19 protein-coding genes are annotated in these 12,754 nt (G+C 45.9%); 18 read left to right on the forward strand and 1 reads right to left on the reverse strand.

The window, feature by feature from the left end:
- Window positions 1–6 precede the first annotated feature (6 nt).
- The 4 genes from ACFPOF_RS06345 (at window position 7) to ACFPOF_RS06360 (ending at window position 2,784) form a co-directional block, all read left to right on the forward strand.
- Window positions 7–450, forward strand: a complete 444-nt coding sequence (locus ACFPOF_RS06345) for a hypothetical protein (protein WP_378130721.1) — start codon at window positions 7–9, stop codon at window positions 448–450.
- Between the two features lie 593 nt (window positions 451–1,043).
- Complete coding sequence (locus ACFPOF_RS06350; protein ID WP_378130723.1) at window positions 1,044–1,964, forward strand: exonuclease domain-containing protein; 921 nt, start codon at window positions 1,044–1,046, stop codon at window positions 1,962–1,964.
- 49 nt (window positions 1,965–2,013) lie between these two features.
- Window positions 2,014–2,547 carry a hypothetical protein gene (locus ACFPOF_RS06355; RefSeq protein WP_378130725.1) on the forward strand — a complete coding sequence of 178 codons (534 nt, stop codon included), beginning with the start codon at window positions 2,014–2,016 and terminating at the stop codon, window positions 2,545–2,547.
- A 33-nt stretch (window positions 2,548–2,580) separates the two neighbouring features.
- Complete coding sequence (locus ACFPOF_RS06360; RefSeq protein WP_378130727.1) at window positions 2,581–2,784, forward strand: hypothetical protein; 204 nt, start codon at window positions 2,581–2,583, stop codon at window positions 2,782–2,784.
- 83 nt (window positions 2,785–2,867) lie between these two features.
- Here ACFPOF_RS06360 and ACFPOF_RS06365 read toward each other — a convergent pair whose 3' ends face one another.
- Entirely contained in the window at window positions 2,868–3,320 is a 453-nt protein-coding gene (locus ACFPOF_RS06365; RefSeq protein ID WP_378130729.1) for an AbrB/MazE/SpoVT family DNA-binding domain-containing protein, read from the reverse strand.
- Window positions 3,321–4,143: 823 nt separating this feature from the next.
- On the opposite strand from ACFPOF_RS06365, the gene ACFPOF_RS06370 reads away from it, so the two are divergent.
- From ACFPOF_RS06370 to ACFPOF_RS06435, 14 genes are all read left to right on the forward strand, one after another.
- Complete coding sequence (locus ACFPOF_RS06370; RefSeq protein WP_378130731.1) at window positions 4,144–4,602, forward strand: hypothetical protein; 459 nt, start codon at window positions 4,144–4,146, stop codon at window positions 4,600–4,602.
- A 52-nt stretch (window positions 4,603–4,654) separates the two neighbouring features.
- Complete coding sequence (locus tag ACFPOF_RS06375) at window positions 4,655–4,909, forward strand: hypothetical protein (protein WP_378130733.1); 255 nt, start codon at window positions 4,655–4,657, stop codon at window positions 4,907–4,909.
- A 103-nt stretch (window positions 4,910–5,012) separates the two neighbouring features.
- A complete protein-coding gene (locus tag ACFPOF_RS06380) occupies window positions 5,013–6,014 on the forward strand; it encodes a 3'-5' exonuclease (RefSeq protein ID WP_378130734.1) in 1,002 nt (333 codons plus the stop codon).
- A 22-nt stretch (window positions 6,015–6,036) separates the two neighbouring features.
- Window positions 6,037–6,435: a PadR family transcriptional regulator gene (locus ACFPOF_RS06385; protein ID WP_378130736.1), complete on the forward strand. Its 399-nt coding sequence runs from the start codon at window positions 6,037–6,039 to the stop codon at window positions 6,433–6,435.
- Window positions 6,436–6,448: 13 nt separating this feature from the next.
- Window positions 6,449–7,123 carry a hypothetical protein gene (locus ACFPOF_RS06390; protein WP_378130738.1) on the forward strand — a complete coding sequence of 225 codons (675 nt, stop codon included), beginning with the start codon at window positions 6,449–6,451 and terminating at the stop codon, window positions 7,121–7,123.
- Between the two features lie 77 nt (window positions 7,124–7,200).
- On the forward strand, window positions 7,201–7,605 hold the full coding sequence (locus ACFPOF_RS06395; RefSeq protein ID WP_378130741.1) for a hypothetical protein: 405 nt from the start codon (window positions 7,201–7,203) through the stop codon (window positions 7,603–7,605).
- Between the two features lie 491 nt (window positions 7,606–8,096).
- On the forward strand, window positions 8,097–8,360 hold the full coding sequence (locus tag ACFPOF_RS06400; protein WP_378130743.1) for a hypothetical protein: 264 nt from the start codon (window positions 8,097–8,099) through the stop codon (window positions 8,358–8,360).
- 399 nt (window positions 8,361–8,759) lie between these two features.
- On the forward strand, window positions 8,760–9,101 hold the full coding sequence (locus ACFPOF_RS06405) for a YodL domain-containing protein (RefSeq protein WP_378130745.1): 342 nt from the start codon (window positions 8,760–8,762) through the stop codon (window positions 9,099–9,101).
- Window positions 9,102–9,792: 691 nt separating this feature from the next.
- Window positions 9,793–10,110, forward strand: coding sequence for a hypothetical protein (locus tag ACFPOF_RS06410; protein WP_378130747.1), 318 nt, complete (start codon window positions 9,793–9,795; stop codon window positions 10,108–10,110).
- A gap of 663 nt (window positions 10,111–10,773) precedes the next feature.
- On the forward strand, window positions 10,774–10,968 hold the full coding sequence (locus tag ACFPOF_RS06415) for a hypothetical protein (protein WP_378130748.1): 195 nt from the start codon (window positions 10,774–10,776) through the stop codon (window positions 10,966–10,968).
- A 71-nt stretch (window positions 10,969–11,039) separates the two neighbouring features.
- Window positions 11,040–11,336 (forward strand): hypothetical protein, encoded by a 297-nt coding sequence (locus tag ACFPOF_RS06420; RefSeq protein WP_378130750.1) that lies wholly within the window; start codon window positions 11,040–11,042, stop codon window positions 11,334–11,336.
- A gap of 11 nt (window positions 11,337–11,347) precedes the next feature.
- On the forward strand, window positions 11,348–11,617 hold the full coding sequence (locus tag ACFPOF_RS06425; protein WP_378130752.1) for a hypothetical protein: 270 nt from the start codon (window positions 11,348–11,350) through the stop codon (window positions 11,615–11,617).
- Window positions 11,618–11,875: 258 nt separating this feature from the next.
- Window positions 11,876–12,277: a hypothetical protein gene (locus tag ACFPOF_RS06430; protein ID WP_378130754.1), complete on the forward strand. Its 402-nt coding sequence runs from the start codon at window positions 11,876–11,878 to the stop codon at window positions 12,275–12,277.
- Between the two features lie 163 nt (window positions 12,278–12,440).
- Complete coding sequence (locus tag ACFPOF_RS06435) at window positions 12,441–12,719, forward strand: hypothetical protein (protein WP_378130756.1); 279 nt, start codon at window positions 12,441–12,443, stop codon at window positions 12,717–12,719.
- Window positions 12,720–12,754 lie beyond the last annotated feature (35 nt).

The following is a 12,754-nucleotide window of genomic DNA, read 5'->3' on the forward strand; positions in this document are numbered from 1 at the left end:
AGAAAAATGAGAAGAATTACGAGAGATTACCGGGAATCCGTGTTGGAAAGAATGGCGGCCGTCAATGCCATACCGAAGCTCGAGTCGCTTCAACCGTACGCATTAACCCATACACATGATGAAAGCCCGCGGCAGTTCTATATCAAGGCGCCGTATTCGGAAGATACGATGAACGTGCTCATCGCGTTCATTCAATTCGCATCGTCCGAGCTCGATGAATGCTTTGGGATGGATCAAGCCGACATCATCGACGTGCTGAAGGAATTGTACGACTGCGAACCTTCCCAAGACCCGCTCCCGGACGCGGCTGAGATCGATTTGTACCTGAATTGGGAAATCTGGTGTGGAGTAGGGGACCGCGTTCAAGCCCTTGAATACCTCGGGCACGACCGGCTGAATGGAATACTTCAAGGGTTTATTGATACCTGGCTCAAAAAGAACCCGGCTTGAAAATGGCGAAGGTGTTCGAATCGCCACCCATCTTAAATGTTGATCCGGACACCTTCGATTCCATCCCGTGCCCGGTGTGCGATCGTCTGGGCGTAATTGACGCAAGTTGCATCTGGTGCGCGGGAGCGGGAAGTATAGAGCAACTCCGTTTTATCGTCGAGCCGGAAGTATCAACGGTCGTTAACGCGAACACGCATTCGAATATTCTTCCTGAATCTACCGAAAAATGCTATAATAGAGGTAAGGATACTGGTGGGCCGGTCACGGTGTAGCTCTCTTTAAGGGGGTGATCACCCTGACCGACATCGATGCGCTTATTGCTGTAGTTCGTCTACTAACCGCACTGTTGAGTCTATGGTTTGGTATCCGTAAACTCTATCGCTGGTTAAAACGCAAAAAGCAGCAAAAAACCCACCGCCAAGGTTGACCGCCGATAGCGTGGGTTTTTTGCTGAATTCCTTCTGATTCAGTTGCGCACCGTGGGTTGAACCACAGTATCCGGGACGGGGGTGGCTCCCCGTCTTATTTCTAGTTTAAGCATACCATTTCTGAAATATTCCCGCAAGGATAGAAGCGTGAAACGGGGAGGGAGCATGGTGCAAAGCGATGGACATCTTGAGCCGCTTCGGTATAAGAGTTGGGATGATATCCCTGCAGGACTATTCAGCAAAACCGCGCTCGGCCAGAAGGGGTTAAAACCCGGCCCATTCGTCCACGGGTCCATTTACCTGAAGAGTCGTCGCATTCTCGTCGAACTCTATCGTGAGGATGAGGCTGTTCCCAAACGTGCACCGAGTCCCAAACAACTCGCCGCGCTCGAGAAAGCCCGCGCCGTTCAGGAGGAAGCACGAACCTGCACAAGCTGCCGGACGGTCGGGTCCGAGTATCTTTATGGCCAGCTTTGTGAACATTGTCGGCATGAACTATGGTTGACGGAAGTCAGCGAGAAATCCAGGGAGAGATTTCGGCGTTGGGTTGAACATTCAAATGCGTATGCTGTCCTCGACGTTGAGACAACCGCCCTCGATGACGACGCTGAGATCGTAGAAATTGCTGTCGTTGCTCTCGACGGCGCCGTGCTTTATCAGTCTCTCGTTCGGCCGTTAAATCCAATTCCTCCGGAGGCGACCGCCATCCACGGCATTACCGATGAAATGGTTGCCGGCGCGCCGCGTTGGACCGATGTATGGCCAGACGTTCGGCGGCTATTTGTTGACCGAATTGCGCTCATCTATAACGATGACTTCGACACACGAATGGTTTATCAGGCGTGCATGCAGCATCACCTTCCGGCAGGAATAATCGCCAGTAAATGCGTGATGAAAACCTATGCACGCTTCGGGCGTTCATATAGTTGGAAACACCGAGATTATACTTGGATTAGTTTGGCGAACGCTTGCTCGGAACAGGGAGTTAAGGTCAAAGACGCGCATAGAGCGCTTGGTGACGCCTCAATGACTGTTCAACTGATTCAATGCGTGGGTAGAAAAGAATATGGGATAACATGCTTATAACTTTCGCCTTCCGGCGATAATAGATAATAGAACAGAGAGGAGTGGTCGAGTGAACGCAGAATCGGTAAAAATCGGTGATGTCCTTCAGCAAATCTATTGGTTCTCGGAATCCATACACAGCGCCAGGAAAATGGCGCGATTTATCGTCGAACGTGGCGGTCTTGGGGAATATGCCGAGCCTGAAACCTCCGGGCGTTATCAAGGGCAACCGAAAGTAATGACTCTGATCTCGTACGTCTTCCAATGCTACGCTGAATCTCGCATTGCCCATTTGCAGTTGACTGACGATCATGACTGCCTCTTAACGCCAGTGATTCACCCGCACGTTCTAGTCAACCATTGCAAATCTCGCAACCCGGTAAAATTTCTTGGCATTCGCGCTGCAAAAGCCGGTGAACGTTTCGGGTTTACGATATGGGACGGAGACGGCGCGCCTTCCAATGTACGGGATTGGACTGGGACGGTCATGCGCAAACAATCGATGTACAGCGGAGGCCCAATCGAATACATCCTGAAACGGGATATCGACGGCCAACTTATCAAATTGCAAAAGGACTTTCTGATCCCGCTTCAGCCTGCATAACACTGATCCAATACACCATGGGGAGGAATACTGATGTATGATTTCGCACTCCAGATGCGGGTTCTCCGCACCAAGCGGAAGGAGATGGGTGTCTGCATTTACTGCACGGGGCCGCTCGTCACCTCGACGATGTGCGAGAGGTGCGCCGATAAAAAGCGGCCGGGGACGAACGAGCTTATCATGCGAGAGAAGATGAGATACCCGCTCACTCGTAAACGCGCGGAGCGCAATAGATAAAAGGCCGGATGCCATAGGGCGCCGGCCTTTTATCTGCTCATATGCTCTCTATCAATATACTTGTTTACACCCCTGTGCATGTTTCAGATTGTCCGCTCCTTCAGCTCCTTATAGAGCTGGCTTACGCGTCCGGTGGTCACGCCGAGCATCTCGCCAAGCGCACGCTGTTTCGCGTTCGGATGCTGAACCATGAGCTGCTGCAGGCGCTCGAGCATCGCAGATTGTTTTTCCCGACGCTTCCGTGGAGCAGAACCGTCGCCTGACTGTATCGTCTCCGGCCGCTCCGGCGCCGGCGGCCGCAACTCATCTAAGCAGCTATTGCAAATCAAACGTCCTTTAAAATTCACCAAGGAAGATCCGGCATCACTGCAGAATAAGCAGGAGAACCCGCGGTACGTCTTCAGCATGATATATTTTTCATCCACGTATATTTCAAGTGGGTCGCCTACACCGATGCCCAATACCCGTCTGAGCTCGATGGGGAAGACGATCCTCCCGAGTTCGTCGACCTTCCGTACGATGCCAGTGTTTTGCATATCTCCCAATCTCCCTCGATGAGTGTTTGAAAAAAATGCTTTCTTCCATTTTATCACAATCCCAACGCCCATTGTCCTTACTCTTTTGAAGCATATTCTTACTCATAGCCTCCTGGGCGCCGTCCAAAACGCAAACATACTTCTTTTCAATATACTTGCTAGCACCCTTACCGCCCACCGGCCGCCCGACTATCGGCGCACGTGTTCGACGTATCCTGCTACTACGCCGCGCCACCCGCTGCTTTCTCCGACCGATCGTCTGCCGTCGCCCAGCGACGTCGCTGCCAGCCTGCCGCAATTCGCGTATCTATATTCTTCCCGCTCCGGTTGTCCTTTAGCCCCGCTCCAGCTTCCTGCGACTGCCCGCTTCCGTTAGCTCACTCGGCGGTCTGGCCGCGACCTGCGGCTTTGCACGCATGTCCTTCCACGTCCCGCGGCCCTTCGACTTTTGGATTTGGTTTTCCCCTTCCAAACCCGGTTTTGATTTTCGCGCAGCGCGCGTCGTCGGCCCCCCCGACGAGCGGAAGGCTGCTACTGGATCCGGATGAAGTGGCAGGGAGGAGGTCTTCGACTAGATACGAATACAGCAAAAAGATAAACACGTATTTAGTAGAAGAGCTGCATCGAGGTACTAGATTCGAATCTAGGTACAGACAGCAGTAGAAGGGCAGGTTGAAAGGGGAGAGGTACGCGAGAATGCGCCGAAAGTGCGGGGCGCGGGAGCGGGTAAGGGTGTTTACAAGTATATTGCTAGGAAGCATGTTAGGAGGTATAATATGGTTATGGGTGAGAATGTGTGTTCGTTATAATGGAGGTATAATGGATGGCAAATGAATCGGCGCCGGCGCAGTTCGTGCCACTGGAACTTGCGGTCGCTAGGCTTGGATTGACCGCAGCGGAGCGGGATGAGACGCTTTCTAACTACATGTACATGTATCGCGATGGCGACATTTTTGCCTACAAGCATTACTGGACGCGGCATTATGTCTATCTCAATGAAGTTGGCACCATCCAGGATGGCGTGCTCAATACCGGAGATTACAATTCGGTTTTGGAGTTGGACAAGCCGCCTGCGGAGCGAGTGACACCTTGCTTCATTTGTGGGTCGGCTGCCGCCGCGGAGTTTGCCGGCGCATCGATCTGCAGCTCGTGTGAATCGATCGTTCAGCAAACACCGACGACAGCGCCTGTCTCGAACATGAGCGAAGAAGCCCGGCGGAAAATGGCCTTTCTTATCGTGAAAGTTTACCTCGAGCTCGAGGAGGAGGAGACGGGCGAATAATGTTTTTTGGATGTAAAACAGAGTAGACACATAATGCGAAGGAGCGAAATAGATGGGAGCATTTATAGCACAGCAACCGAACGGTTTGTATTGTCGATTTTCAGAAGTTGTTGATTGTCCTACTCATTACAATATGACAAGAGATGATCTTCTTAATAATCATACTGGAACTGTGCCAAGTAAGGCAGTAGGAGAAGATATTCTCAATAATTACTTAAAACCATTTTCAGAAGTCATTGAACGGTTTGCACCAAACAATATGACACAGGAAGAGTTTGACAAGTTGGTTAAGGAAATGAGTTCTTGATGAACAGTACGAAGATACTGTGCAACTGCAAAATGAAACCAGAACTGAGTTCAAAAGCAACCGACATCGGCCGACGATGATTCCCTCTCCTGCAGGTGATTCGATGCAAAAGACGATTCTACTAGCCGCGAATTTGTATGAGCACAATCGGGAGACCCGTTTGATGTTTTATTGCCTTGTCCCTGGCGTGAAAGAAGGATATATGGCGCTGAACGTTGGAGCGGGACGGGCGGATTACGGCTTCTGGACGGGGCTACACCAAGTCCTTACATTGCTCCATCGCTCCTATAATGGTTTCAGCCTCAATCTTGCAGTCTACCAATCCGCTTTGTCGCTTCAGGGACACCAAAACGATAAGGATAATGTCGCCCGTCTGCTTAGTGAATTCGTTTCTTATTCGCACATCCCGAGCGATCCGTATATTAAGCGTCTCGATTTGGTTAATGACCTTGCGATCGTCGACCAGATTAAGCCCGGAGAGCTGAAGGGATATTCACTCACGGCGATCGATGCCGTGGAAGCCAGCCCGCCGGTTATCGCCAAGGAGAAGCCAAAGAAATTTGATTACTACAGCGACCTCACCATGCCGCGGGATGGTGTCGTGCTCGACTTTGAAGCGACGTCGCAGATCGTGGAATATGCGAGAGTCATAGAAATCAGTGCGCTGAAGTTTCGCGACGGAAAGATTATTGACCGCTATGAAACACTCTGCAATCCAAAGTTCAAGATTCCAAAGCAAGCACGGGAGCTCACCGGCATTACCGATTCGGACGTCGCCGATAAGCCCAGTTCGTTCCAGGCCATGAAGCAGCTGAACAAATTTCTTGCCGGCACGCCGGTTCTCGTTGGACAGAACATCCAATACGACTATCGGGTGCTAAAAGCGGTATGCGAGAAAGCGAGTATTCCGGTATGGAACGGTAAGCTGCTTTGCACAATGAAGCTAGCCCGGCAATCGAATCTATCGATTGACAAATACGACCTCTCCACGCTCTGCAGCGTCTTTGATATCGTGAACGAACGGCCGCATCGCGCGTGGGCGGACACAAGGGCAACTTTTGAGGTTATGCAGTCCATCTACCAATCTGCTCGTCTAACATCGTAACAAATTCAAAGGAGACATACAGATGCCACGTAACGAAAACCCTATTGAAAAAACCGAATCGCTCGGTCATCTCGTCAAAGTACAGCAGGTCATCGATTTCATGGTACTGTCTGACTTGATGAACGGCCAGCGCTACCATAGCGAGATGGAGCAGTTCATCACTCAAACGCTCGGCAACGGCGTTGGCGTCAATGACGCCTATTTCAGCAAGCGGCTTCAGACACTATACGAAAACGGCCATGTTACCCGTCATTGGGAAGGTGACAATCGTTACAATCGATTCTACAAAATTACCGATGCAGGTATTGAATACTTCAAGCTCATGCTTCGCGAGTTGCCGGCAAGGGTTGGCCGGGCCAAGCAGGTATACGATCGTTTCGACTCGTATTTGGAAAAGTTCGGCCACGTGAATTTGAAGTAAGGAGAGTGCAATCATGGAAGAACTGAATTATCCAGAAGTGATCGAAAAGATAAAGGCGCGCTTTCCGGAGGGAACGGTAAGGAAGCGCGAAGACAATAGGCGCGCCTATATCCCGAACCAGGTATACAATGACCGCGTGGAATCCGCAACGCAGAGCCGGTGGGATCAAGAATTTCGCGAGGTTGAGATCAACATCCCGCATCGGTTCGTCAAAGTCGTCGCCAGGGTGACCATCGGGTCCCATTACAGAGATGGCATCGGTTTTGCCGAAATCGGAGTAGACGCCAGCGGGAAACCAAAGCAGCTCGCTACCACGGTTGACCAAGCCAAAGCGGAAGCGATCCGTGAAGCACTCGATACGTGGGAAATTGGGTGGCAAGACCTTGCACCGTACTATCAAGATGAGAAGGATTGGGGAAGCAACCCTGCACTAGCGCACTTGCTAACAACTCGGGCGCCTGATAAGGGAACTCCCGCTCCACAATCGGCCGAGATGGTCGAGCGAAACTGCATCTTTAGAAATTGCGGTACCAAACTGAGCCGTGATGAATGGGAATTGCTCAGCAATGTCCCGAACCTTGACCGCTCGCGGATGACATACTGCTTCGCCCATATCCCAGAACAGTATAGAAAGAAGATTCCGCATGAAAAATTGCAAGAATTTCAAAGGAAAAAAACTGATAGATAGTGCTTTTACCCATTCTAATATATTGATATATTGGTATTATAAAAAACTGGAAAACTCATTTGAAAAGGAGAATGTATATGCAGCCATTTTTGGAACTGAAAGGCCATATGATCGCCTTGAACGCAGTACGGGCCATTGTCAAAGACGAGGAGCGCGTTGTTCTTCTATTGATCAATCAACCGGCAAGGGAGGTTTCGCTGGATGATGACAGATTAATGCAACAACTGGTGCTTCTCGCCGGGAATCATGGATTTACGAAATACGTTGAGGTTGTTGGCGGGTCGCTTAAAACGCCGCTTATTGAGGACAACGGCCGACCTTATTCAGCTCTGATCAATCTCAATCTCATAGCAGAAGTAAAGGAAGGCTGGGAAGGGCAAATTCATTTTACGGATGGTTCCATGATCGAGTCAGCGAACTCGTATGCCGGAATGCTCTCGGTTCTGAAACTCCCCATGATGGCTCGGGTGGATCCACAGTAAGAGGAGAATGAAACATGGCGCTGAAAACGTCTGGTTGAAGAGAGGCAGGGGAGACTAACGAAAGTTTGTGCGATTTGTCAGTTACCAGGAAATGATTTTGGTCGCTGTGAGGAGCATTATTGTTGTGATGGTTGTGGGAGTAGGGATAAGGGCAAGCGTATAGCAACTGAAATCGGGATCTACTGCAAAGAGTGTTATTGCGATTATTGGAGAAACCGGAAACCTATAGGATCGACATATTTACGTTTAGTCATTATATGTCCTTGGTGCGGCTTTACTGAAACGGACTGTGGAGAGTATAGAAACGAAAAAACGAATTGTAACGGCTGCGAACGAGATTATTATGTAAGAATCAAAGGGAGAAGATTTACAACAACGAAACGGGAACCCCGGTATGGGTGGTACTAATTCACGGTTCTTCCGGACTGAAAGGTTCGCTCTGATACTTATAACGAAGACAATTTGGCCAGTATCTGGAATGGAGGTTCGAAATGGAAATTTTAATAAGAAAACATGTTGTTAATTCTGATGCTGTTGCGTTGCGAGAATTGAAAACGTATCAGCTGGTCGCAGCATGGAAAAGAACTGATTCGAAAAATCAGCAACTCATTGAACAAGTTCGAAAAATCGAGGATACCATTGAGAGCGGAGAATACTCGAATGAGGGCGAAAAGTTAACTCAATATAGTCGTCTCATTTCAAAAAATATCGAAGATCAATTGATCTCGGACATTCTTGGTGAACACATAGAGTAGAATGACAACAGAATGAATAGGACGGTGTATAACGATGTTGCTGGTTATTGGTATTACAGGTGAAATGATATCCAATCCTTGTCATGTTAGAGTGATCGAAAATGGCAAACAAAGTTTTATTGAAGTTACTACATCGTCTGGCAAAGAAGTAAGAACACCTCCCCTATAACAAATGATTTCGCAAATAAGCTTCTTAAAGATCTTGCTGATAATATGAGCCATGCTGTAATAACTGGCCAAGCTACTGTAGTTGATTACCGCGAGGAAGACTTTAGTAAATATATTGTTCAAGAAGTAGGTTAATGTTTAAGTAACTTACTGAATTGAATACGCGGTTGTAATCTGTAAAATCTTGAACGGTGAAGTGGCACGATTCAAAATTAAAGGAGCTTACGATAAATGAAAGTGGAAATTCTTCAATACCGGTCTCCTCTAGGACATGCGTCTCATACATTTATTGAATATGCTGGTATCCGTGATGAATATAATTCGGCAATAAGTGAAAAACGAGAGATAGTTTATGAGATTGAAGATTTATATTCATTTTCAAATGGAGAGATTGATGGAAATACCACTCCTGTAGAAATATTGGATTACTTGACCTATATTTTCAACGTCGAACATCCTGACGATTACACGGCTCGTTCTGTTTCCATATCAGATGTCATTCGAATAGAGCAAAATGAATTTATCTATACCGAGGAAGGTTGGATTCCTCTGATGGGGAATAAGACCGCCTGATCAGACTCATATAAGAAAATATGTTTCTAGCTTTGCAAATGGATCAAATGAATAGAAAGGTGTGAATGAGATGTATGAGGTCATCTTAACCGAAAAGTCATTTTGCCCTATCTGTGAAAAGCCGGTTCACTTGTTGCAGGATAGAAATGAAGAAAACCCAAAATTCTATATTTGTCATCCATGTAATTTCATAGACCAAGTAGGGGTCGGAGCAGTTACACCGTTTCCAGATCCAAGAATTTTGAACAACGTGAAGCGAGTCTTTGTTTGGCCTAAAGAATATGAAGAAAACAAATGAACTTTAATAGGGAGGTATTTTAGAGATTGGAATTTACACCAGCACAAAAAGAGACTTATCAAATATATAGTGAATTTCTTGTAAAACATAACCCGTTGATGAAAGGAATGTAAAAATGGTGAGCAACAACGTTGCATGAATACCGTCTGAATATTTAGTTGTATAACAAGAAGAATGGAGTGAGACATGTGGAGAATGCCATGAGGGGATTTGTTATCATTGCATTGCTTTGTTTATTAGTTTTTTGGTCTATGCAACATGGCTATTTATGAATAGGTCCGTTCATAACATTAATTTGGGAGGTTTGTATGCTCTCTAATATTTTCAAAAGGCATTCAGTATATCCTATTGCTTCAAATACACTTTCCGATGTTCAGAAGAAGAGAGTTCTACGTGATCTTGCTGATCGAGCAGAGGGAATCGAATATCATTGCGACAGATATCTCATTAACGGAAATCAGTAATGAAACTCTTTATCTTCAATTGATCAGATTGCTAAACAAGAAAATCGAAAGAAACGAACCTCTCACGAATAATGATGTCAATATCCTCAATGGGATGTTTGACTCTTCATATGACATTGCAGCCGAAATAGTCCCAATCAGTGAATTATCTAGCGACGGAAGAGCACTACCAGGAGACGGTTTCTTCTTTGTTAACTATTTTGGTTATGTCAGATTGCATAATGTAAATAAGTGGCACTTTGAATAATTCCGTTCATTCGTAAGGAGGAAGTTTATGAGGATTACGGAGCAATATCGCACTTACCATTCTTGGAGTAGGCGTGCAATTCTAGCGATGTTTACGTTCTTGGCTATTATCGGAATGATAACGTCTATCGTGATCATTCCCATTAGTAGAGATATGACCATTTCTCAGCAAGTGAGAATTTGGTCGAAGACTTCGATTGGATTTGCAATCCTATGCTGTTCGATTATGATTCTCTATTTTATTGCTGACCATCTCAGGAGAAGAAAATTACCAAAGTAACATAGTGAATAGGAGAGTGCATTCTCTTGTATGGTTTCGGTTTCCCAGGTCAAGAGGATAACTGCAGAGCAATCATTCGCGTAAATTGTTTTAATGATAGCTGTGACAATGTTTTGCAGCATCTATTGATTTGGATGATAGTACTCCCCGAATAAATGGAGCATATCCTAAGTGCGGTTTTGAGTACTCAAAAAAAGTAAACGATATAGATGATCGCATAGTCCATAGAGAATCTAAACCGAGAAGTTGAATGCATCAAAATGAATGTTAGGAGTGCATAAGCTATGAGCCAAATTTGCGTTATTTGCGAATCTCAGCCTACAGGAAGCTCAGAGATTGCGGAATGCCCCTCCTGTCTAGCAGAGGTCGAAAAGGAACTTGATCGTGAAGAAGATCATGAACAACCTTCGCAATAAAAAGAGTTTGACCACCACGACGATGATTACGATCCGTGGGGAGGCTGAATACAACCTTGTAACCGGAGAGGGTGATTTTATGAGTCGAGACGTTAAGAATTTTCTTTATGGATTCTTGGCAGCAACCTTTTTAGCAATCGCAATATATGGCCTTATAAAGTAACTCGATGAATATCAGGGTTCATTGATTCGAATCATGTAAATCCAATTCTCCGGGGAGAAGGATGATAAAAGTTGCTCGATCAAGTCATTTCGGAACTCAAACGGATAGGCGTTTATGACAAGGGTGATGGTGGCGTTATCGCTGGAATTAAAGGCGATTCGATTCTCATTCGGGACGAAGCTTCTGCTATTGTTGGCAACGTTAAGGACGTTCTGCAAACCCTAAAGACGATTACAGACGACAGCGGTCACGTGGGGATTATCTCCACCATTGATCGATTCTTTGAAGTTTGGGATGCTCTTGGGGCGGTCATGGAAGATGCTGAAAGCACTGACGGGTTCGTACTTGAGCAGGACTTGGCTAAATAGGAGGCGCAGCCATGTACCAAATGGAAACTGATAAATTGGGCAACTTCATTATTGCCAGTTGTAAGCATTGTTTCAAAAGTGTTCGATTGGATTGTAAAGACGAGGCACAAGTAGCAAGCTGGAATGAGGATTTGAAGGAAGGTATTGGTTCCGGTGTCTATATTCAATGTGAAACAACTTGCCCCGCCTGCGAAGAGGATGTAAGGAGAGCCGAGGATTATTACGAGAAAAGAGACGACGCGGGGTATCAGCTTTTTCAATATGACGATGATGAGTTTTAATTTTCTGAACACCTGATTAAACCTGATATTCCGAGTTCCCTATTTTTCGATTTCGTTATCGTTTCTTGAAAGGATATCCTTACCTATTCGATTATTAATATGGAGGCGGTTGTTTTGAAAAAAATTAAAGGTACTCTTTTATTGGCAATAATTGCATGCATGGCCGTTGTCTTGTTTTGGGAATTCACGGACAATAAACCTAATGAGGTTCTTCCCGGTAAGTTCGAAATTCAGAACTTTTAGTAAGAGGGTGATAACTTGTCTAATTACCAAAGTGACAGAATCGATGCTCCTAAATGTAAAATTCAAGACTGCGAATTTCCCGGCACAAGAGATGGGTATTGCCAAAAACACTATTATCGATTGAATAAATATCAGGTGAATCGGTTTCCACGAAAAACCAACTTACAAGTTGTCCTTGATGATAATCCGGAAATTAACAAATGGTTTAATCTTATAGTCAAACGTGGATTGGCAGACAATATGTTTATTTCAACTGATGGGAATCAAGAATTGAAGTTAACTATAGGAGACCACACAGAAATCTTAGTATTATCTGAAGGACTCGATCAGATTGAAATTGGGCTGCGGTCGTTGAAGGAAAAATATCCTGAACACAGACTGAATATTAAGATGTTTTTGAAAGGGGTATGGAGTTGAATAAGAGTACGAAATGGATAATGCTTGGGAGCGCATCTTTACTAATTGCAATGACTGCTTGGGCCTTCTTTATCTATCAGAATGCTATGACTGGCTTGTTTGGAAAATGAACACCATTTTTATAATAGGATGCTACTGAAAGTTGGGAAGTGGGAAGAGCAGCATGAGTATATATTCCAGCACACTCTCGAGAAAGTTTGAACAATTGCGTCGCGATAATACGCTCATCCACCTGGATATTGTCAAATCACGTGGACAATTCTTTAAGCTAGCGGCTCGTGTCATATCCGTTAATACTGAAAATAATACAATGCTCCTTTATGACGTTGATGGCAAGAAGGTAGAGAATATCCACTTCTCCGAGATCGACGATTATACTCATGACGCTGCGCCGCCGCAGCCGCCTGCAGATTTAATTGAAATTAATTTGGAGAAATCTTAGTAATATAGTACTATATTAATATATTATCTAATTAA

It is taken from the genome of Cohnella soli, assembly GCF_042655525.1.
In the GTDB taxonomy this organism is placed as follows: Bacteria; Bacillota; Bacilli; order Paenibacillales; family Paenibacillaceae; genus Cohnella; species Cohnella soli.